Annotated in this window: 31 protein-coding genes; 28 read left to right on the top strand and 3 right to left on the bottom strand. The window is 65.2% G+C overall.

Going from position 1 to position 19,831, the window contains the following annotated elements; translation table 11 throughout:
* The first annotated feature begins 13 nt into the window (after window positions 1–13).
* From GFD21_RS10380 to GFD21_RS10300, 17 genes are all read left to right on the top strand, one after another.
* Window positions 14–1,216: a phage major capsid protein gene (locus GFD21_RS10380; protein WP_163197899.1), complete on the top strand. Its 1,203-nt coding sequence runs from the start codon at window positions 14–16 to the stop codon at window positions 1,214–1,216.
* Window positions 1,213–1,380 carry an Ig-like domain-containing protein gene (locus GFD21_RS11495; protein ID WP_163197898.1) on the top strand — a complete coding sequence of 56 codons (168 nt, stop codon included), beginning with the start codon at window positions 1,213–1,215 and terminating at the stop codon, window positions 1,378–1,380. The genes GFD21_RS10380 and GFD21_RS11495 overlap by 4 nt, the downstream gene beginning before the upstream one ends.
* A complete protein-coding gene (locus GFD21_RS10370) occupies window positions 1,377–1,817 on the top strand; it encodes a hypothetical protein (protein ID WP_163197897.1) in 441 nt (146 codons plus the stop codon). The genes GFD21_RS11495 and GFD21_RS10370 overlap by 4 nt, the downstream gene beginning before the upstream one ends.
* 19 nt (window positions 1,818–1,836) lie before the next feature.
* Window positions 1,837–2,358, top strand: coding sequence for a hypothetical protein (locus GFD21_RS10365; protein WP_163197896.1), 522 nt, complete (start codon window positions 1,837–1,839; stop codon window positions 2,356–2,358).
* On the top strand, window positions 2,355–2,738 hold the full coding sequence (locus GFD21_RS10360; protein WP_163197895.1) for a hypothetical protein: 384 nt from the start codon (window positions 2,355–2,357) through the stop codon (window positions 2,736–2,738). Before GFD21_RS10365 ends, GFD21_RS10360 begins: the two co-directional genes overlap by 4 nt.
* A 3-nt stretch (window positions 2,739–2,741) precedes the next feature.
* The gene (locus GFD21_RS10355; protein ID WP_163197894.1) at window positions 2,742–3,032 is read left to right on the top strand and encodes an HK97 gp10 family phage protein; all 291 of its coding nucleotides are present in this window, start codon (window positions 2,742–2,744) and stop codon (window positions 3,030–3,032) included.
* A complete protein-coding gene (locus GFD21_RS10350; RefSeq protein ID WP_163197893.1) occupies window positions 3,029–3,451 on the top strand; it encodes a hypothetical protein in 423 nt (140 codons plus the stop codon). The genes GFD21_RS10355 and GFD21_RS10350 overlap by 4 nt, the downstream gene beginning before the upstream one ends.
* Window positions 3,452–3,461: 10 nt before the next feature.
* Window positions 3,462–4,052 (top strand): hypothetical protein, encoded by a 591-nt coding sequence (locus GFD21_RS10345; protein WP_163197892.1) that lies wholly within the window; start codon window positions 3,462–3,464, stop codon window positions 4,050–4,052.
* A gap of 124 nt (window positions 4,053–4,176) precedes the next feature.
* Entirely contained in the window at window positions 4,177–4,575 is a 399-nt protein-coding gene (locus tag GFD21_RS10340) for a hypothetical protein (RefSeq protein ID WP_163197891.1), read from the top strand.
* Between the two features lie 161 nt (window positions 4,576–4,736).
* Window positions 4,737–4,895 (top strand): hypothetical protein, encoded by a 159-nt coding sequence (locus GFD21_RS10335; protein WP_163197890.1) that lies wholly within the window; start codon window positions 4,737–4,739, stop codon window positions 4,893–4,895.
* 26 nt (window positions 4,896–4,921) lie between these two features.
* The gene (locus tag GFD21_RS10330; RefSeq protein WP_163197889.1) at window positions 4,922–8,575 is read left to right on the top strand and encodes a phage tail protein; all 3,654 of its coding nucleotides are present in this window, start codon (window positions 4,922–4,924) and stop codon (window positions 8,573–8,575) included.
* A 14-nt stretch (window positions 8,576–8,589) separates the two neighbouring features.
* A complete protein-coding gene (locus tag GFD21_RS10325; RefSeq protein ID WP_163197888.1) occupies window positions 8,590–9,450 on the top strand; it encodes a hypothetical protein in 861 nt (286 codons plus the stop codon).
* Window positions 9,432–10,400 carry a hypothetical protein gene (locus GFD21_RS10320; RefSeq protein ID WP_163197887.1) on the top strand — a complete coding sequence of 323 codons (969 nt, stop codon included), beginning with the start codon at window positions 9,432–9,434 and terminating at the stop codon, window positions 10,398–10,400. The genes GFD21_RS10325 and GFD21_RS10320 overlap by 19 nt, the downstream gene beginning before the upstream one ends.
* A 17-nt stretch (window positions 10,401–10,417) precedes the next feature.
* Window positions 10,418–10,657: a hypothetical protein gene (locus GFD21_RS10315; RefSeq protein WP_163197886.1), complete on the top strand. Its 240-nt coding sequence runs from the start codon at window positions 10,418–10,420 to the stop codon at window positions 10,655–10,657.
* Window positions 10,654–11,481 carry a hypothetical protein gene (locus GFD21_RS10310; protein WP_163197885.1) on the top strand — a complete coding sequence of 276 codons (828 nt, stop codon included), beginning with the start codon at window positions 10,654–10,656 and terminating at the stop codon, window positions 11,479–11,481. The genes GFD21_RS10315 and GFD21_RS10310 overlap by 4 nt, the downstream gene beginning before the upstream one ends.
* Window positions 11,482–11,650: 169 nt before the next feature.
* Window positions 11,651–11,839: a hypothetical protein gene (locus GFD21_RS10305; RefSeq protein ID WP_163197884.1), complete on the top strand. Its 189-nt coding sequence runs from the start codon at window positions 11,651–11,653 to the stop codon at window positions 11,837–11,839.
* A gap of 450 nt (window positions 11,840–12,289) precedes the next feature.
* The gene (locus GFD21_RS10300; protein WP_225431801.1) at window positions 12,290–12,505 is read left to right on the top strand and encodes a hypothetical protein; all 216 of its coding nucleotides are present in this window, start codon (window positions 12,290–12,292) and stop codon (window positions 12,503–12,505) included.
* Here GFD21_RS10300 and GFD21_RS10295 read toward each other — a convergent pair.
* Together GFD21_RS10295 and GFD21_RS10290 are read right to left on the bottom strand one after the other, a co-directional pair.
* Window positions 12,502–12,795, bottom strand: coding sequence for a hypothetical protein (locus GFD21_RS10295; protein ID WP_163197882.1), 294 nt, complete (start codon window positions 12,793–12,795; stop codon window positions 12,502–12,504). The two genes, GFD21_RS10300 and GFD21_RS10295, sit on opposite strands and share 4 nt — an antisense overlap.
* 96 nt (window positions 12,796–12,891) lie before the next feature.
* Entirely contained in the window at window positions 12,892–13,761 is an 870-nt protein-coding gene (locus GFD21_RS10290; RefSeq protein WP_163197881.1) for a tyrosine-type recombinase/integrase, read from the bottom strand.
* 86 nt (window positions 13,762–13,847) lie between these two features.
* On the opposite strand from GFD21_RS10290, the gene GFD21_RS10285 reads away from it, so the two are divergent.
* From GFD21_RS10285 to GFD21_RS10255, 7 genes are all read left to right on the top strand, one after another.
* Window positions 13,848–14,264, top strand: a complete 417-nt coding sequence (locus tag GFD21_RS10285; RefSeq protein ID WP_163197880.1) for a hypothetical protein — start codon at window positions 13,848–13,850, stop codon at window positions 14,262–14,264.
* A gap of 29 nt (window positions 14,265–14,293) precedes the next feature.
* On the top strand, window positions 14,294–15,043 hold the full coding sequence (locus GFD21_RS10280) for a hypothetical protein (RefSeq protein ID WP_163197879.1): 750 nt from the start codon (window positions 14,294–14,296) through the stop codon (window positions 15,041–15,043).
* 2 nt (window positions 15,044–15,045) lie between these two features.
* On the top strand, window positions 15,046–15,747 hold the full coding sequence (locus GFD21_RS10275; RefSeq protein ID WP_225431800.1) for a hypothetical protein: 702 nt from the start codon (window positions 15,046–15,048) through the stop codon (window positions 15,745–15,747).
* A gap of 30 nt (window positions 15,748–15,777) precedes the next feature.
* Window positions 15,778–16,314, top strand: a complete 537-nt coding sequence (locus tag GFD21_RS10270; RefSeq protein WP_163197878.1) for a hypothetical protein — start codon at window positions 15,778–15,780, stop codon at window positions 16,312–16,314.
* Between the two features lie 150 nt (window positions 16,315–16,464).
* Window positions 16,465–16,815, top strand: coding sequence for a hypothetical protein (locus GFD21_RS10265; protein ID WP_318643763.1), 351 nt, complete (start codon window positions 16,465–16,467; stop codon window positions 16,813–16,815).
* A 38-nt stretch (window positions 16,816–16,853) separates the two neighbouring features.
* On the top strand, window positions 16,854–17,384 hold the full coding sequence (locus tag GFD21_RS10260) for a hypothetical protein (RefSeq protein WP_163197877.1): 531 nt from the start codon (window positions 16,854–16,856) through the stop codon (window positions 17,382–17,384).
* A 41-nt stretch (window positions 17,385–17,425) separates the two neighbouring features.
* Window positions 17,426–17,716 carry a hypothetical protein gene (locus GFD21_RS10255; RefSeq protein WP_163197876.1) on the top strand — a complete coding sequence of 97 codons (291 nt, stop codon included), beginning with the start codon at window positions 17,426–17,428 and terminating at the stop codon, window positions 17,714–17,716.
* A 203-nt stretch (window positions 17,717–17,919) separates the two neighbouring features.
* On the opposite strand, the gene GFD21_RS10250 is transcribed toward GFD21_RS10255, so the two are convergent.
* Window positions 17,920–18,105 (bottom strand): hypothetical protein, encoded by a 186-nt coding sequence (locus GFD21_RS10250; RefSeq protein WP_163197875.1) that lies wholly within the window; start codon window positions 18,103–18,105, stop codon window positions 17,920–17,922.
* Window positions 18,106–18,330: 225 nt separating this feature from the next.
* On the opposite strand from GFD21_RS10250, the gene GFD21_RS10245 reads away from it, so the two are divergent.
* The 4 genes from GFD21_RS10245 to GFD21_RS10235 are packed head-to-tail and all read left to right on the top strand — an operon-like array spanning window position 18,331 to window position 19,760.
* Window positions 18,331–18,555, top strand: a complete 225-nt coding sequence (locus GFD21_RS10245) for a hypothetical protein (protein WP_163197874.1) — start codon at window positions 18,331–18,333, stop codon at window positions 18,553–18,555.
* On the top strand, window positions 18,545–18,679 hold the full coding sequence (locus tag GFD21_RS11300; RefSeq protein WP_263862672.1) for a hypothetical protein: 135 nt from the start codon (window positions 18,545–18,547) through the stop codon (window positions 18,677–18,679). Before GFD21_RS10245 ends, GFD21_RS11300 begins: the two co-directional genes overlap by 11 nt.
* Window positions 18,679–19,467, top strand: coding sequence for an endolysin-like domain-containing protein (locus GFD21_RS10240; RefSeq protein ID WP_163197873.1), 789 nt, complete (start codon window positions 18,679–18,681; stop codon window positions 19,465–19,467). Before GFD21_RS11300 ends, GFD21_RS10240 begins: the two co-directional genes overlap by 1 nt.
* Before the next feature lie 26 nt (window positions 19,468–19,493).
* Window positions 19,494–19,760: a hypothetical protein gene (locus tag GFD21_RS10235; protein WP_191996932.1), complete on the top strand. Its 267-nt coding sequence runs from the start codon at window positions 19,494–19,496 to the stop codon at window positions 19,758–19,760.
* Window positions 19,761–19,831 lie beyond the last annotated feature (71 nt).

Genomic DNA, 19,831 nt, shown 5'->3' with positions numbered 1-19,831 from the left:
GGAGAACACCCACATGAACCTCGTGGAACAGCTCGCCGCCGAGAAGAAGGCGGCACAGACCCTCATCAGCAAGGGCGCCGACAACCTCACCGAAGAACAGGTCACCGAACTCAAGCAGCATTACGCGGAAGCCAAGCGCCTCCAGGAACGCATCGACCTGTTCTCCGGCGTCAAGAACCTCACGGACGACCATGCCGACCCGGCCCCGCAGGCCAAGGGCGCGCGCACGCTCGGCGACCACTACGCCGCCGAACTCAAGCACGCCGGCCTCACCGTACGTGAGGCCAAGCAGTTCGCCACCACCGACTACAAGGCCGCCACCGACATCCAGACCGTCGGAGACGGCGCCGCCGGCACCGGATACCAGCCGATCATCACCCAGATCGACATGAACGGCGTATGGCCCTACGAACGACCCCTCGTCGTCGCAGACCTCCTCGGCACCGTCACCCTCTCCGGCAACGCCAACACCGTCGAATACCCCGTCTACGGGCCCCTCGAAGGCGGCGCCGGCACCGTGAGCGAAGGCGGCAAGAAGCCCCAGACCCACCTGCCCGCCCCCAGCTGGAAGGCCGACAGCCTCAAGGAAGTCGCCGCATGGTGGAAAGTCACCGACAACATGGCCGAAGACCTCGCCTACATCGTGTCGGAGATCAACAACCACGCCCGCTACAACCTCCAACTCCTCGAAGAGACCCAACTCCTCTCCGGAGACGGCATCGACGCCAACATCAACGGCCTACTCAACCGCGAAGGCATCCAAGCCATGGGACAGGGCACCGACAGCGACCCCGACCGCATCTTCAAGGCACGCACCAAGATCGCGCTCGCCACCGGCTTCCGCGCCGACGCACTCGTCATCAACCCCGCCGACTACGAGACCATCCGCCTGTCCAAGGACGCGAACGGCCAGTACTACGGCGGCGGCTACTTCAACGGCCAGTACGGCAACGGCACGATCATGCAGGACCCGCCCCTGTGGGGACTCAAGACCGTCGTCACCGAGGCCATCGCCCAGGGCACCGCACTCGTCGGCGCCTTCAAGCTCGGCGGCGCCGTCATCCGCAAGGGCGGACTGCGCGCCGAGTCCACCAACAGCCACGCCGAGGACTTCACCTCCGACCTCATCACCTTCCGCGTGCGCGAACGCATCGGCCTGCAGGTCAAGTACCCGCAGGCCTTCGTCAAGGTCACGCTGGGAAAAGCCACGAAGTGACGCCTGACGCCGAGAGCATCACCGTCACACCCGACACCCTCGCAATGAGGGTGGGGGAGACGGCGAGACTCGAGGTATCGGTCCTCCCAGCCAACGCGTCACAGGAATTCACGGCCGAGATCGAAAACCCGGCCATCGCCACCATCGAAAAAGAGGAATCATGACCGATGCGACCATGACCGCCACCGTCACCGACACCACGGCCGACCCCACCCAATACACCACCCGCCTCACCCTCCTGGACACCGACGGCAACCCCATCGACTTGTCCAAGATCAGCGGCGGCGCCATCACCAGCGTCAAAGCCACCGCGCTCGCCGCCGGCACGGCGCCGACCGCGACGCTGGCCGGCGGCGTGCTCACCTTGGGCATCCCCGCCGGCGCCACCGGCCCTGCGGGAAGCCCGGGGGCCGCGGGCAAGAACGGCTCCAACGGCGCGGCCGGCGTGGGTGTCAAAGCCATCGCCCTGACCACCGACACCAGCGGCAAGGTCACCGCCGGCACCTGGACCGACACCGCCAACGCGGCGCACGCGATCACCGTCACCACCGCGGCCGCGGCAGGCGACCAGCCCATGGACCAGCCGTCCGCCATCCAGTAGCCGGAGGGGAGGATCAAGCATGGACGAAACCGCGCCGGCCATGCCGGACATCATCACCGACCCGGCGACGTTCGACGCGGACGGCCTCTTCTGGCTCCACGCCGCACAGGCCGCCATCCGCCGCTACTGCGGCTGGCACATCGCCCCGAACATCGAACTGACGGGAGCGATCAACAGCCGCGGCGGCACCGTCCTGCGCCTGCCCGCACGCCACGTCACCACAATCGACGAGCTCACCGGCCGCGACGGCAAACCCATCGCCCACGCATACGACCCCGCCACCGGCCTCATCGAATGCATGAGCGGAACCTTCCCCACCGGCGTGGCCGCGGTCCACTACCGCATCCACGCCGGCTGGCCACTCGACGACGTACCAGACGTGCAGGGCGTACTCGTCAACGCCGCCAAACGGGCCGCGACCGCCGCAGCAGGCGTCATCCAATCCCAATCCGTCAACGGTTCGACCGTCACCTACAACGTGACCCTCATGGCCGACGAAATGGCCAAACTCAACCCGTACCGGCTGGGAGCCATGCCATGAGCCTGCTCGACGACCTCAACACCGTCAGCATGCCCGGCGCCAGACGCTTCATACGCCTACGCGCCCGCCCCGTGGCCGACGACTACGACCCGACCGACACCACCGACGACTGGACCGACCCCGAGCAACTCGCATTCCGCGGCGCGCTCGCGTCCTCGTCGTCGATGCGCACCCCGGACGTGCTTGACCGGCGCACCACGACCGCCGCCTACCTCACTGTCCCGGACCCGACCGTGGACATCCGGGTGGGCGACCGTATCCGCGCCGACCCGGCCGACGGGGTCGTCTGGTCGGTGACCGGGGTACCCAGCCGGGACGTGAACGCGTTCACCGGCTGGCATCCCACCACCGAGATCCAGCTCACCGAGTGGAAAGGATGACCGATGGCCGGATACGGACAGACCTACATCGATTTCAACGAGTCGGTGTTCGACGAGATCCTCAACTCGGCCGGCGTGCGCGCCATGTGCCGCGGCGCCGCGGAGAAGGCGCTGGCGGCGGCCCGGTCCAATGCGCCAGTCGACACGGGCGCCTACCGGGACGGGCTGGCGGTGGAGACGGTGCAGCACGAGCACCGCACCACCTACATGGTCGTCGGCCACGACCCGAAGACCATGCTCGTCGAATCGCAGACCGGCAACCTCACCAAGGCGTTGAAGGCGGCGAAGTCATGACCGGCGTCGTCCCGCCTGACCTCGAGCAGTGGCTGTGCGACTACCTGCGCGCCCGACTGCCCGACGTGCCGGGTTTGAAGGTCAAGAACAAGACGCCGCCGGACTATGTCGGCGCCTATCCGCTCGTCACCATCCGCGACGACGGCGGTGACCGCGACGAATTCCTCGAATATACGCGGTCCATAGGCGTGAACGTGCTCGGCTGGAATCAGGCGCGCGACAAGCCATGCAAGGACCTCGCGCGCCGTGTCTCCGCGCTGCTCACGGACGAAACCGCATTGCAATCCGCGTCCGGCTCGCCGGTCATCGCGGTCGACTACGGCTCCTGCAACGGCCCCTACGCGGTCACGGAAGAGGCCGAATACGCCCATTACTACCTCATCGTCGGTCTCATGGCGGCCGGCGAACCAATAGATTAAGGAGGATTCCATGGCACGAGACGCCGATGGAAACAATCTGGAAGACGTCAAGTACGTCAAGACCAGCAAGATTCTGCTCGCCCCATACGACGCGACGAAGAAGCTCACGGCCGACATGATCGCGCCGAGCGTCGCCGACCCGATCACCGAGCTCGCCGACATCTTCCCCGTCGCCACCAGCTCGGTCGGCCTGATCACGTCCGACGGTGCGCCGCAGGACTCCCGCGACGCGGACGACGCGAGCGAATTCCACCAGCCCGGCTACCTGCTCACCGCCGACCCCAACCTCTCCCTGGCATTCACCGCCGCGGAGGACAACGAACTGACCCGCCGCATCACCATCGGCGAGCCGGACGCGAACGGCGTCTACCACGTGAGCGACATCATCCAGTCGGAGAAGTGGTTCGCCTACCAGGAGACCGTGTACCGGTCCAACCGGAAGCGCCGCCGCCTGGGCGTCGTCCAGATCACCGGCAACGAGCCGGCGCAGGACACGCGCGGCGAGACCTCGGGCCTCGCCCTGACCGCCCAGTGGCAGATCGACCCGAACGTGGACGGGGGCGCCTCCCGTTACCTGCAGTCCTACGTCGACCCGAAGTGATCCGGCGTCGACCCTGATTCCTCCCCGCGGGCCTCTTTCGGACCCTTTCAGACCCGCGGGGACCTTTCCCTTCCTCTCTCAACCGCAAAGGGTCCCATACGCGTATCCGAGCAAAGGGTGAACCATGTCCAAGACCACTGAATACCAGCCGTCCATCGAGGACTTCGACTCATGGGACGAGACGCAGGACGAGAAGGCCATCAAGGCCGTCGCCGGCCATCTCACCGTCCGCCACATCATCAAGAACGACGAATACTGGGCGCTCGCGCCGTCCAAGCGCATCTACAAGCTGCCGCTGCTGCTCAGCCTCAACGACTTCAAGCGCCTCACGAACGCGGACACGGACGCGGAGAGCATCGACGCGGTCTCCGGCATCCTCGCCGCCTTCGCCGGCCAGAAGCAGGCCGACCAGCTGGCCGACGAGCCGGTGCAGGTCGTCATGAACATCCTCGCCGACTACGGCGAGACCATCACCCGCACCCAGGGCGTCGACCTGGGAAAATCCGATGGTTCTGCGAAGTAGTCGCCGGCGATGACGGCAAGGCGCCGCGCGCAGACTTCGCAACCCGCGGATGGAGCCTGACCGCCGACCTCGGCGGCCGACTCCGCTTCGCCGACGCCATCGCCCTGTATGAAACCCTCGCCGGCGACCCATCCACCCACATTGGCGCCGCCACATTCCACATGCCCCTTCCATTGGATGCGACCGGCATCATCGCCGCATCCGCCATGGGAGCGCACGGACTGCTCGGCGACCTGTCCGGCCAGGCCGAGCAGTGGACACCGAGCGAGGAGGAGCGAGCCGAGGCGGACTCGCAGCTCAGCGGCCTTTTCGACAGATAATCCACATCCCCACTAGGAGGTGACGCATGGCGAACGGCGCCGAGGTCGGTACCGGCCATATCTCGATATTCCCCACCATGAAGGGGTTCCGCAGCGCGGTCAACAAGGGCATGAAGACCGCCGGCAAGGCCGGAGCCAAAACCTTCGGCACCGCATTCGGCACCGGGTCGAAACTCGGCAAGGCCTTCGGCACCAGCTTCAAGACGGGATTCCGGGCGAACTCCGGAGACATGGCCAAGGACGCGCTCAAACCGTTCCAGAGGGACGTGGCGCAGGCATCCAGCAAGGCGTCCGCCGCACTGCTGAACTACCGGCAGGCCACCGTGCAGGTGCAGGCCGCCCAGGACAAGCTCAACGCCGCCGTCAAGAAATACGGGGCCGACAGCACCCAGGCTCAGGCCGCGTCCATCAGACTCGAGCAGGCGCAGCTGCGCCAGTCCGTCGCCCTGGACAAGTCCAACGCGGCCGCGGAGAAACTCGCCGCGGCCAAGAAGGTGCTGAAAGCCGCCGAAGCCGAACTCGTCAAGGAAACCGGCAAAACCACGGTGTCCATGCGCACCATGGCGAGCTCCTTCCTCAGCGGCTTCCAGTCCATGGACCGCGGCCAGTCGTCGTTCACCGGCCTGTCCGGCGCGATAGGCTCCCTCGCCCGTAGCCTGATCGGCATCGACGCGGTCTGGAAGCCGCTCGGCTCCAAAATCACCGGCTTCGCATCCACCGCCACCCAGGCCCTGTCCGGATTCGCCGTACAGGCAGGCGCGAAAATCAGCAATGGCCTGAAAGCCGCGGTCACCGCCGCGCAGAGCACGCTCAAGGGCTGGGGGTCCAATCTCGCCTCGTGGGCCTCCGGCATCGGCACGTCCTTCGGATCGAAAATCGCGACGTGGACCGCCCCATTCCGCACATGGGCTGCGAACACCGGCTCCACCATCAAAACCGCCGTCGCGACGTGGACCGCTCCCGTCCGTGAATTCGGCGGCAAGATCGCGACCACGCTCGCCCCCGTCGCCAACACCATGGCCGCCCCATTCCGAAAATTCGGCTCCATCGTCTCGCCGATCATGTCGAGCACGATGAACAAGGTCGGGGGAGCGGTCAAGACCTATGCCGGCAACATCGCCACCTCCGCATCCGCCGTATGGGCAAAACTCCCCACCGGGGCGCAGAGTGCCGCCGGTGCCATAGGCAGCGCCCTCGGCGGCATGGCATCCACCGCGGTCAGCGGCTTCTCCAATCTCGCCTCCGGCGCCCTGTCCCACCTGAAGGGGCTCGCCACCGGTGCGGTCGCCGCCATCGGAGCCGGGGCCGCGGCCATCGGCGCGAGCGTCGTCGCCGCGGGCAAGCAGGCGCTCGACGCGTACGCCACATGGGAGCAGGCCGTCGGCGGCGTCGACACCCTCTTCAAGGGCGCGTCCGGCACCGTGCAACGGTACGCGGCCGAAGCGTACAAAACGGCCGGCGTCAGCGCGAACGATTACATGAACCAGGTCACGAGCTTCGCCGCAAGCCTCGTGAGCTCCCTCGGCGGGGATACCGCCAAGGCCGCCGAATTCGGCAATCAGGCCATCATCGACATGTCGGACAACGCCAACAAGATGGGCACCGACATCGGCAGCATCCAGCAGACCTACCAGTCGCTCGCCCGCGGCAACTACGCGATGCTGGACAATCTCAAGCTCGGGTACGGCGGTACGAAGACCGAGCTGCAGAGACTCATCGACGACGCGAACAAGCTGCCCGGCGTGCTCAAGGACGGCAACGACCTGAGCATCGACAGCTTCTCCGACGTCGTCGAGGCCATCAGCCGCGTCCAGAAGGAAATGGGCATCAGCGGCACCACCGCCAAAGAAGCCGCGACCACCATCGAGGGCAGCGTCAACTCGATGAAGGCCGCCTGGTCGAACTGGCTCGCCGGCCTCGGACAGGAAAACGCCGACATGGGCGCCCTGTCCCAACAGCTCGCCGAATCCATCGGCACCGCGCTGAAGAACATCCTTCCCCGCATCGGCCAGATCGCCAAGGGCATCGTCGCGGCGATCCCCAGCCTCTTCTCCGGACTCGTCGACCTGCTACCCAAACCCTTCCAGGAAGCAGTGGACGCGGTCTCCGACGTCTTCTCCGGCTTCGGGGACTTCATCAAACCGATACAGGGAGCCATCGCCCCCTTGGTCGCGGCCTTCACCGCACTGGGCATCGGAGGCATAGCCCCGCTCCTATCCAACATCCCGCTGCTCGGCGGCGCCCTGAGCGGTCTGACCGCCCCACTGTCCGCCCTGGGCGGCCCCATCGGAATCCTGGTGTCCGCCATCGCCGCGCTCGTCGCGACCACGCCCGAACTCCGTGACGCGTTCGGCGATCAGGTCACCGCCATATTCAGCCAGTTCAAGGGCGAAATCACGGGCATGCAACCTGCCTTCGACGCGATGGCGAAAAGCATCCAATCCGCGGTCAAGCAGATCCTGCCCGCCATCACGGACACAATCGGAACGCTCATCCCCGCCATCGGCAGCATCATCCAGACGCTCATGCCGCTCATACCCACGGTCATGGAACCGCTCATGGCCGCCGTGACCGCGATCATGCCCGTCATCGGGCAGCTCGTGTCGAGCATCCTGCCGCCACTGGCCGAACTGATTGCCGGACTGCTGCCGCCGGCCGCGCAGATCATCACGATGATCGCCGAGGTCGCCGCACAAATCGTCGACATCCTCCTACCCATCATCCAGCAGGTGATGGATTTCATCAGCCAAGTGATCACGGTCATCGCGCCCGTAATCCAACAGCTGGTGACGGTCATCACCGAAGCCGTGGCGGGAATCGTCGGCATCATCCAGCAGCTGCTTCCGGTCATCCAGAGCATCCTGAGCGTAGTAGGGTCCGTAATCTCCACCATCGTGGGCTTCATCACCGGGCTACTGCTACCCACAATCCAGTCGATGCTCCCATATGTATCCGGAGTCATCAACGGCATCGGCGGAGTCATCCAAGCCGTGGTCGGCATCGTGTCCGGCGTCATCAGCATGGTATCCGCCTTAATCAGCGGCAACTGGTCCGCAGCATGGAACGCTTTCAAAAGCGTCCTATCCAACGCGGCCAGCGGAGCACGCAGCGCACTCAGCGGCGTCACCAGCGCCATCAAAGGCGTCTTCGCCGGCGCAGGCACACTCCTCCTCAGCGCAGGCAAAGCCATCGTCCAAGGCCTCATCGACGGCATCACCGGCATGATCGGAGCCGCCGGCAGCGCCATCAAAGGCGTCATGAGCAAAATCGCCTCCTTCCTCCCGCACTCGCCGGCCAAGGAGGGGCCGTTCTCAGGACGCGGCTGGACCCCGTACTCGGGTCGAGCGCTCGTGAGGGGCCTCGCCGAGGGCATGGACTCAGCGTCTTCGGATGCGGAGAATTCCATCGGGAAAGTGATGGAGGGAATCAGCTCCCGTGTCGCCGGCACACGACTGGCCGTGTCCGGGCTGAAGGTGAACGGTGTCGCCGCCGGATCCGGCATGTCCGACGCTGGCAGCACTCCCGCGTCAATGGCCTCCGACATCCCGACCCTCTTGGAAGAAATCCGTGGGTTGCGCTCGGACCTGCGGTCCTTCCATGGAGACATCGGCCCGATCATCGCCAAGTACGCGCCCGGCATGACCATCCGTGAAAGCAAGCGCGTGCTCGGCATCGTCTGAAAGGAGACCGGAAGATGAGAAGCATGACCTACAGCTGCGGGGCGAACCCACAGCGGGTGATAGATCTCATCGACCCGGCCGGCATCATGGTCAGGCGCATCGAGTCCCTACGCACCCACTCGTGGGATGTGGAACTCGCCTCCCACGGCATCGAGTCCGCGGTACGCAAGGCGACAACGGTGAGCCTGACCGGCACGTGCGGCGACCTGACCCAACTCGACGAGGCCTGCCGCCTCTTCGACGCGGACATGGCCGCCGCCACCCCACTAGGCGGCCGCGGGGTCGCCGGCACCCTACGAGTGGACGGCTGGTCGCAGAACGCGCTCGTCACCGGCGTCACGCCAGACTACGATCCGCCCGGACCCGCCACCTTCGAATTCTCCATCGCACTCCTGGACGGCGTCTGGCGCAAGCCCGGCGACGTGCAGCAATACCTGGCCGACGAGCTCGTACCGGACCTCGACCTCGACTACCCGTACGACTATCCATACGACTACGCGCCCGGCTCGCGCGGCCAGACCGTCACCAACCCGGCCGCAGCGCCCATGCCATTCCGCATGGTCATCTACGGGCCGGCCGCGAACCCTCAAATCACCATCGGCGAGAACCTGTACGCGCTCGACATAACCATCCCCACGGGCGCGTACGTGACCGTGGAAAGCGTCGACGGAAACCGGACCGTCGTCATGACGCACGAGAACGGCGACACGGAGAACGTATTCTCCAGCGCTCGCCGCGGTACCGGGCTAGACGGGGGCGAATACATCTTCCAACCCATCCCTGCCGGCACGAGTGATGTCGCATGGCGCGGCTTCGGCTTCGATCTGACCGTCTACGAGGAAAGGAGCACACCCGCATGGCTGACCTCATCGTGACCGACGCCGATCGGCGCGACGACGCATGCCTGCAGGACTTCACCCTCGACCTCGCGTGGGGGAGCGGAGACAATGGCGAAAACGACTTCGAACTCACCGCCGCCAGACTCATCCCCGCCGGCGCCCTCGTCTACATGGACGGCGGCGAATGCGGCGGCGTCGTCGACGCGATGCGCGACCAGCTCGACGCATCCGGATCCACGCTCACCTACACCGGGCGTACCTGGCACGGCATCCTCGCCGGCAAGGTACTCCAGCCCGACAAGGGCAAGGACTACCTGACAGTGTCAGGCGCCGCCGGCACGGTCATCGCCTCGCTTCTCTCCCGCATCGGACTCACGCCATTCTTCCAAGCCAATCAGCCGGCCGGAGTCAACCCCACCGTCAACGCTTTCCAATTCGACCGGTACATCGACGCATACACGGGGCTGACTGCCATGTGCAAGGCCAACGGCCTGAAATTGCGCCTCGCATACCGGTCCGGACACGTGGACGTATGGGCCGAACCCGCCGCCCACTACGGCGACACCATCGACAGCGACATCCTCGACTTCGACGCCACCCGCACCTGGCGACGCGTCAACCACCTGATCGGCATGGGCAAAGGCGACCTCGCAGCCCGCATCATCACCCACTGGTACGCGGACGAAAAAGGCAATGTCAGCCAGACGCAATCCATGACCGGCATCGACGAGATCACAGAGACCTACGACTACAACAACCTCGAACTCGCCGAACTCAACGAAAAAACCCGACAGAAACTCCTCGACGAACAATCCCAAGGCGACGTGTCCGCAACCGTCAGAGACGGAGCCGGCATCCTGCTCGACGTCGGAGACACGCTCTCCGCACGCGACAACATCACCGGAATCACCGTCGACGCGACCGTCGTCAAGAAAATCGTCAAGGTCACAGGCGACGTGACGAGCGTCGACTACGAAGCCGAATAACCGGAAGGAACCACCACATGGCAAGAATCGACGACTGCACCGTCTTCCAATGCGACCGGTGCAAAACCATCAAATGGTATCCGCCCACCGACGAAGACGGTATGAAGGAATGGTACTCGACCACCCGCTACGACGCGAATAATGCTGGACACGAATACCTCTTCTGCTTGAACTGCTGGCAGGAATACCTCAACAAGCTCAAGGACGCAGACAACGCATTCGACTCATGGATGCAGAACGCGGGGGTGAGATCATGAGCTGCGAACTCGTCACAGGCCACCTCGGAGAGAAGCACATCAACCCCGAGGACGACGCCGGGCTGACCGCCGGAATCCTCGGCGCCGACGAATACGTCCTCGTCACCGGAGACCAACTCGCCATCAACGTCGTGTCCGCCAACAGCGTCACCATCGGCACCGGAGACCTCGTCATGCAGGGGTATCACGTCACGTGCCAGAAGCCCACGACGCTGACCATCACCAACGGCGCACAAGGGATGAAACGTAACGACCTGATTGCCTGCCGGTACACAAAGACCACTGCAGGAATCCAATCAGCCGACCTCGTAGTCATCAAGGGCACCGCCACCACCGGCACACCCGTCGACCCCACCTATACGACCGGAGACATCCGGGGCAACGTTTCCACTCACACCATGCCCCTCTACCGCATCCCCCTCGACGGCATCACCGTAGGTACGCCCGTCCCGCTCTTCAACGTCTTGAAGCCGATGCAGAGCGTGTGGGATTCGCTAACCCAATCCGGGGACCTGTCCCTGGGAGGAGGATGGGTGACGAGCGGCGTGGCGCGATGGAAGCGGGTCGGCGACATGCTGATCCTGGCCGGCATCATCAAATCGAATTACGCCGTGAACCCCAGTGCGGGAGACGTGCTCTTCCGCCTGCCGACTCCGGCCAAGAGCCGCTTCCGCGCCATCGTGGGCACCAACATGTGGTGGCAGTCGATAGTCATGGAAGCAGCCGCCGGCAGCAACACCGTCAAGCTCGTCGGCGGCGAGACCGGCACCTACAACGCCGGCACCGAAATCGTGCTCTCCGGACTGTCCGTATACATCGGATAGCTTTCGCTAACCCAATCAAGGAAGGCAAAGCTCAATCCCGGTCTCTCCGGCATCTTCAAGGAACTCGACCCCCCTAAACTGGCGACGCGTCGGCAACATCGCCCAATTGGGCGGCAGCGTCCGTCTCGTGGGCAGTTGGAACCCAGTCGCGCCCGGCAATGGCGACCGGGTGATAGTCGACACGCCGTTCGAGTTCGACGGCTACCAGCAGAACTTCACGTGGGCAACGAACAGCCGACCAAACACGATCCTCACGGACGGGGACAGTCTCCGGCTGACCGGTACGGGCGGAATATCCGACTGGCCGGTCGGCACGTACATCTATCTGCAGTCCACTTGGATTGTCAAGGACAAATAGCACCCAGGGGATTCGCTAACCCAGTCCGTTCCACAGACGGTCCGATGGACAGACCTGGCCGCACCGGGCAACCCCCAGCTGGTGGTTGCCGCCTGTGCGGTGGGCCGGTTCGTGTACTGCTGGTGCACATGCACCGGCAATCTCACCGGACTGGGCCCCGGGCGCGACGACAAAAGCGGCCCTCTGCCTGAGGAGTTACGCCCCACAAACGCCATACCGGAAATCGATGAATTTTACCTGGTTTCCGCGCCGACGGAATCGGTAAGCGTCACCCGTGATGGCTACATCCATTTCCGTACGTCCAGCCAATCCTCCAGCAGCACCAACCGCTTCCCGCGCGGCCACGCCATGTGGATTCGCTGAACGCGGGATTCGCTAACCCCTCGGCAGTTCGTGCAGTGTGGGTCGCATACGGTCACGACGAACGAGGACGGGACGTTCCTCTTCGGAGTGAAGTCCCCGAACGGCAAGAAAGCGGATTACGCTGCCTACACCATCGGTCCCTTCGGCAGCGGCTTCATCCAGGCGGGAGAGTTCACCGTGCAACGCTGGGAGACCGCGGACGTGAACAAAGTCCGTTTCCGATTATGGGACACCAAGAAAAACGACTGGTGCGGTAGGGTCGCGATCTTCGGCTGCTGGATCGCCATGTGGAACCTCGTCTAGCCGAACGTGACCCCGTCGGGGATGGGCAGGGTGCGGGGAGTGTGGATCAGACGGTCGTCGGCGTTGCCGCCGCCGACGACCGCGACGTCACCGTTGGTCTGCCATCGCGCCTGATTCGCGAAATTGCCGGACGGGATCGACCACAGGCATCCGAGGTCGATGGTCTGGGATGGCTTCGGCCCGGACTTCCAATGGAACACCGCGAACGAGCCGGGCAGGCCCACGCGGAGCTTGAAACCGGACAGGTGCACGTGCAGCAACCGGTTCCTTTGGTCGACGATGATTTCCATGCCCCCGCCGTACGAATCCGCAGCGAAGGACCCCGTGTCCTGCCAGTCGAACTTCGCGCGCAACGGCGTCTGGGTTAGCGAAACCCTTAGAATCTCTCAGTCAATTAAAGCCCGCTCGTAGAGGCGTTGGGCGTCTCTCAAGGCGGTGATGTCGGGCTTGAGGTAGTAGGCGGCGGTGGTTTTGATGTCCGAGTGGCCGAGCATGCGGCTGACCACGGCGATGTCGGCGCCGGCGTGCAAGGCGTTGGTGGCCCAGCTATGTCGGAGGTTGCGTGCCGGCACGTGCGGCAGATTATGCCGCTTGCACCATGATGTGTACGCCCTCGCGACCTGCGGGGGTGTGCGCTCGCTGATGAGCCGGCCTCCCGTCTTGGGTTTGAGTTCGCGCAATCGTTTGACGGCGAAGCGGGGCAGGGGCAGCGTGCGCCGACTCAACTCGGTCTTCGGCTCGACGACGGCTTCATGCCCTTTGACCCATTGCAATCCTCGCTCTACATGGAGGACGCCGCGTCTCAGGTCGATGTCGGTCCATGTGAGTCCGTAGCCTTCCTCGGTTCTGAGCCCGCAGGTTGCGGCGCAGATGAGCCATGCCTCGAGTTCGTGCCCGTAGAAGCCGCGGAGGAGCTGCCGTGTCTGTCGCACGGTCAACAGGGTCGGCTCGTAGCGACGGCGTTGTGGCAGTCGGATGTCGCGGCGCGTGATGTCCTCGTCGAGCAATCCCCAGCGGATGGCGCGGCGGAGCATGGCGCGCAATACGGCCCACGCCTTGCGTGCGGCGCCCGGCTTGTCGAAAGCCGCGAGCCACGCGTCCACGGCCTCCACCGTGACCGCGGACAACTCCATGTCGCCGAACGTGGGCCGGATGTGGCGTCGCCACGCCGACTCGTAGCCGACCAGTGTGGATTCACGCAGCGCCTGCGCGCAGTAGGGGTGGAAGCGGGTCGTCCAGTAGTCCTTCAAGATCATTCTTTTCCTCCGGAAATCCCACACGTCTGGCGGCCGGTCCGCCTGCGGGACGCGTGTGGGTTTTCCACTATCCCGAAGGGAGTCCGATGATGACGTCCTTGCCGGCCTGGGTGACGATCCTGGTCGCCTTGATCACCACGTGCGGGGGCACGGTATGCGGGTGGATCCTGCGCCGTGTGGACGCGCACGAGTCGACCATCACGCGCGACCGTCTCGACCAGGCGCTGGCAGATTCGACCACGATCCGCGACCTGCAGGCGAAGCTGGAGCGGGATTTCGAACGTCTCGAGGAGTCGGAGCGGGAACGGCGCGCGATCCGTCTGGACGTGCTCCGCGTCGAGATGTTCGCGCACACCAACAGTCGTACCCAGCATGAGCGGCAGTTGGAGGCCGGCAAGGAATACCTCGAATTGGGCGGCAACGGTCTGGGGCATACGCGCTACGACGCGTTGCGCCAGGATTACCTGCGCCGCGAGGCCGGCTGCGACTGGACCTACCGGTAAGCATCAACCATTTGAAGTAAGGAGACAGTATGACACAGGTGCACATCAGCATCAAGAAGCCGTTGGCGGACGGCACGCTCGCCGGCGTGGCGGGCGTGGTCCGCTTCCGCCCGGTCCGCCGGCATTTCGACACGGAGAAGCATCTCGTGGTCGCCGAGGCGTTCGAGCTGACGCTCGACGACAAGGGCGAGGGCACGGTGGACCTGCTGCCGACCACGCCCGCGTTCGTCTGGCAGGTCGTCGAACTCGCCGACACGCCGCTCGCCTTCACCCGCTACGTGGAGGTCCCCTCCTCGCAAACGCAGGTGGAGTACGCGGATCTGGTGGACGTGGATCCGGCCACGGGCCAGCCGCTCGCCGTGGCGGACAGTCCGTTGGTGAATTGGATGCTCACGGGCTCGCAGACCAGCGCGGAGCCCCTGTCGGCGGCGAATCCGACGAAGCTGGTCCTGTATTTCGCGGACACGACCGTCTCCATGGCGCGCGAGGTGATGGAGTCGCTCGACCAGTTGAAGGCGTTCGCCGAGACGAACGCGGCCACGGTCGCGGCCATGAAGACCCGTGCCGTGTCGGACGCGGGCGTCGTGTCGGACGCGGTCGCCTCCGCGTCCATGGTCGGCGAGCACGCGGCGTCGGTCAGGGCCGAGATCGACGCGAAGGGCTCGCAGGCGGCCGTCGCGATCGACGAGGCCGTCGCATCCGTACGCGACAAGGCAGCGCAGGCCGGCAGTGATCTCGACGCCGTGCAGGACACCACGGCCGCCACGGTGGAGGACTAGCCATGCCGGTACTCCTGAATGGCAAACCGATAGGCCGGCCGTATCTGAACGGAAGGCCCCTGAACGCGCTCTATAACGGCCGTATCGTCTGGCCGACCCCCGCGGACACGGTCACCAAAATCGAGATTCTCTCGACGGACGGCAAGCCGGCGCCCACGAGCCTGCCCGTCGATGACACGGTCGCTCTTGCGGCTCGTGCCACGTATGCGGACGGCCACCAGTCCGATCTGCTGACCGACCGGGGTGTGACGTGGTCGAGCCTGGACACGAGCGTGGCCACGGTCTCCGGCAACACGGTGTCGTGGAGGCACGGCGGTACGGCGCTGGTCACGGCACGGGTGGCGGGTTTCACGTCCGCCGCGCTGAGCATTGCGTGCGCGTACGCGCCGGAGTCCGTCAGCGTATCGGATGACGCGGGCAGGCCCGTGGGCTCGGTGACCCTGCGTGCGGGCGAATCCATGAACCTTCAGGTGAAAATCCTGCCCGCGGAAGCGTCGCAGGAGTTCACCGCCGTCAGCGGGGACGAGACGGTGGCCGTGGTGGGCGACGCGAAACCGACCGGCATCACGGTCTCACCGGAGTCGGTGACATTGCGCGTGGGCGAATCCACGACCCTCGACGTGAGTATCCTGCCCGCGTACGCGCCGCAGGAGTATACGGCGGACATTCTCGATAAGACCATCGCAGCCATCAACAAGGAGTGATTGATTATGAGTGAATCTTTTAGGGGGGGGGTGGCCGTAACCGGCCTCGTCCCGGGTGAGACGAGCCTGAAGCTCACGGCCGATAATGGTGTCGTGAAAACCATGCCCGTCATCGTGCGGGAGAACCTGCTCAAGGACTGGCCCAACGCCATCTTCACGGTCAACTCGTTCGACAACAAGACCATTCCCTCGTTCGCGATCACGGGCGGGACCATGACCTTGACGGGCGCGGCCGGGGTCACGGACCAGAGGGTCGCGACCGTCGTGACCCTACCGGCGGGTTTCGGCTCCAAGGTCACGGTCGGATTGGACTACACGGGTCCCACATTGGCGAGCATGGGCTTGGCGGACGGACTGCTCAGGGTCATCGCCGTCGGACCCGACGGCTTGTACTCGCCGGTGGCGACGCTGCAGGCGCCCGCCACGGTCACGCCCGGCCATTACCGGCTCGACGCCGTCCTGCCCGACAAGGCCACGCAGGTCGAAATGCGCATCGGCGTGTTCACCACCACCCCGTTCACCGTCACACGGCTCGCCATCATGCGGACCAGCGAATACATCGAATAAGCAAGCCCCATACGGGGCTTTTCCCATCACAAGGAGGCCCCAATATGGGCGAAGCATTCAGGGGGGGGGGCTAGCGTCCGCGCCCTCAAGGAGGGCGACACCCTCATCACCATCACCGCCGGCAGCATCGTAAAGACCATCCCGGTCAGCGTGTGGGAGAACAAATGGGCGTTGCCCACCCTGCCCGCCACCGCCAACGGCATCACGTTCACCGCGGCCGGCGACGGGATGGTGCATGCGGAGGGCACGTCGACCGGGTGGGCGACCGTCCGCACCACCACGGCCCTGCCGGCCGGCGAGTACACGCTCGAACACACGCTCGGCAGCGGCGACAGCCTGTTCTGCGAATTGAAAAGCCCGGACGGCACGGTCGATTTGTTCTCGCATTCCAGCGTGAACAGGGCGACGATCCCGGCTGGCGACTACCAGATGATCGTCAGCGTCCCGCCCTCCAAGACCGTCGACCAGGCCATCACCCCCATCCTCAGGAAACTCAACTAAAGCCCCGATTGGGGCTTTCTTCATAAGGAGGCCCCAATATGGGCGCGTTATCAATCACCGGCAAAACTATGGGCTCCACCAGCCTCAACCTCAAAACCGGCTCCATCACGAAAACCATTCCCGTCACCGTGAAATCCACGAACCTCCTGTCGTACGGGCCCGCGGAAGCCAGCAATTTGAAGGCCACGGTCACGGCGGACGGCAGTCTCGACCTGTCGTCGGCCGGGGACGTGGAAGTCGGCAGGGGCGTCCAATGGGAGCTCGACATGAGCATGCTCATCGGCAGGACCGTGACCCTCAGCTATGAGGGCAGCGTCCCGTCGGCCATGATCGCGTCCGTCCGCAAGGCGGACACGACCGGCGGCGCGAGCGTCTACCAAGGCAAGAACAACCAGTCGTTCACCGTGGACGCGAGCATGAAGACCCTGATCTTGCGCGTCTACAAAGGCGGCAGCACCGCCGGCCCCGTATCCGGCAACCTGAAGATCACCCTCAACGAGGGCACGACCGCATTGCCGTGGATGCGCCCCGACGACACGACGCTCGCGGGGGGGGGGGATTTGAGTTAGCGAACCTGTGGCCCACGTTCCAGGCCGGCGCCAGCAACGGCGTGACCATCACCCCCGATGGCGCCGGCGGGTACACGCTCACGGGCACCCCGACCGCATGGACCGCATGGACCCAACCCATCACCCTCACCCCGGGCTCGTACCTCATGCTCCCCAACGAGACCGGCACGGGCGCCACCGCGGCCGTCTACAACGGCGACCCGGGCACGACCCAGCCGACCACGGGCCGGTTCGAGGTCACCGAGACCGGCGAATGGACCGCGCGCATCTACACCGACCAGCCCGGCAGCACGGTCGACGCGACCCTCCACCCGCGCCTCATCCGACCCTGACCACACCCAACCAATAAAGGAGAAAACCATGTCCGAAACATTTAGGGGGGGGGGCTTGCGGTTTCCGCGCTCACTCCCGGCACCACCCACCTGACCATTACCTGTGGTGACGGTGTTACCAAGACCATCCCCGTCACCATCTACCCGGCCGGCGTGTTCCCCATCCTCGATTCCATGCTGCCGAAGACCATAAACGGCGTCGTCTACACGACGGGCCCCACGCCGGGAAGCATCCACGCCACGGGCACGGTGACGGACTGGGGCGGGGTCAACCAGACCATCCAGTTGGAGGCCGGCGAATACTCGGTCGCCGGCACGGTCTCCGGCGACGTGAAAAACCTGTACGCGCAGGCCCTACTGCCGGACGGCACGATCATGAACACCAGCAACGGGATCAGGCCTCCTTCACGCTCACCGAGCCCGCGACGATCACGCTCAGCGTGGTCGCCCGCAACGGCACCACCGTCGACGCGGACATCACACCCATCCTCACCAAAACCAAGTAAAGGAGCACCCATGCGTCCCCTCCCGGATCTGCTCATAGCCGTCCTCGGCGTCGCCGTCCTGCTCGCCGTCCTCGGCGTCGGCGTGATTCTCGCGTTGGGAGCGGTCTCATGGTGAGGATCCTGCTCGTCGCGGGCGCGTGCGTCGCCGCCATCCTGCTGCTCGGTCTTCTGGTCCTCTGGATGGACTGGATGGAAGCCAGATGCAGTCCCCACGCGCGCCCGTATCCCATGCCGCCCCGTCATTGGAGCGGCCAGTATTCCAAGCCCCTCGGCCACCCGGTTGAGGGGCTTCATCATATCCACCGCATGAAAGGAGAAGACCATGACCACTGAGCCAACCGTCCAGCCGCAGGGCGACAGCCTGCCGCCCGACAATATCCAGCCCATGAGTGAACTCGAATCCGAACAGGCGCTCACTGCCGCTGAGGGCGCCGCCGACGAGGGGGAGGCCGCCTGATGGGCAATCTCAACACTCTCGTCAACCGGATGCGCTACTGGTGCGCGTCCGTGTCCCTCGGCTATGACCAGTCGAACCGCTGGGACATCAGGCCCGGCGGCGAATGCGATTGCTCCAGCCTGGTCATCCACGCGCTCAGGGAGGCGGGCTTCGACACCGGCGGCGCCACCTACACCGGCAACATGTCGAGCAATCTGACCGCGCGCGGGTGGCGTCGCCTGCCCGCCGACGGCAACCCCCGCCCCGGCGACATCCTCCTCAACGACATCCACCACGTCGCCGTCTACCTCGGCAATGGCATGCTCGCCCAGGCGAGCATCGACGAGCGTGGCAAGGCGTCGGGAGGCAAGGCGGGCGACCAGACCGGCCGCGAGACCAATGTGCGCGCCTACTACTCGTACCCGTGGAACTGCTACCTGCGCTACGGCGCCGACACGGTCATCACGGTCGGACCGCTCAAGGTGGACGGCTCGTGCGGCACCGCGACCGTCAGCAAATGGCAGGCCGTCATGGGTACCCCGGTCGACGGGGTCATCTCGGGTCAGGTCGTCCCCGACCAGAAGACCTACTGGAGGCCCGCGCTCGACACGAGCGCCGTCTCCTACGGGGGTAGGGGCTCCCAGCTCATCGGCGCCGTACAGCGCACACTCGGCCTCAAGCATGACGGACTCCTCGGACCCAAGACCATCAAGGCCATCCAAGCCCACCTCGGCGTCACGCAGGACGCCTCCTTCGGCCCCGCCACCGTACGCGCCCTCCAGACCCGGCTCAACACCGGCCGCTTCTAACCCACCGACAATCAGGAAGGAACCTCATGGCAGACCATGCAGCCCACGACACCGACACGTCCGCGATCGACCAGAGCGAACACGTCACCGAACCCACATCCACGTACACGCCCATGTTCAACGACACCGTCCGCACCGGCATCTACGTGCTCACCCTCATCATCGGACTCGTCGGCCTCGGCGTCTCGGCTTTCGGCGACCCGCAGGTCGGCGCCTACATCTCCAGCGCGGCCGGCATCCTCGCCGCCGCGTTCGGCGTCACATACAACCCCATGCGACTCGCCTCCAAGTGAGACGTCACGGCCATCCAGTGAGAGCCGCCCCGCCCCACCGTCGCTCAATGCGACCGTGGGGCGGGGCGGTT

Source organism: Bifidobacterium platyrrhinorum (assembly GCF_010667645.1).
GTDB lineage: Bacteria > Actinomycetota > Actinomycetes > Actinomycetales > Bifidobacteriaceae > Bifidobacterium > Bifidobacterium platyrrhinorum.
Note: the sequence above shows the minus strand (reverse complement) of the source record. Positions and strands in the feature narration are given on the sequence as shown.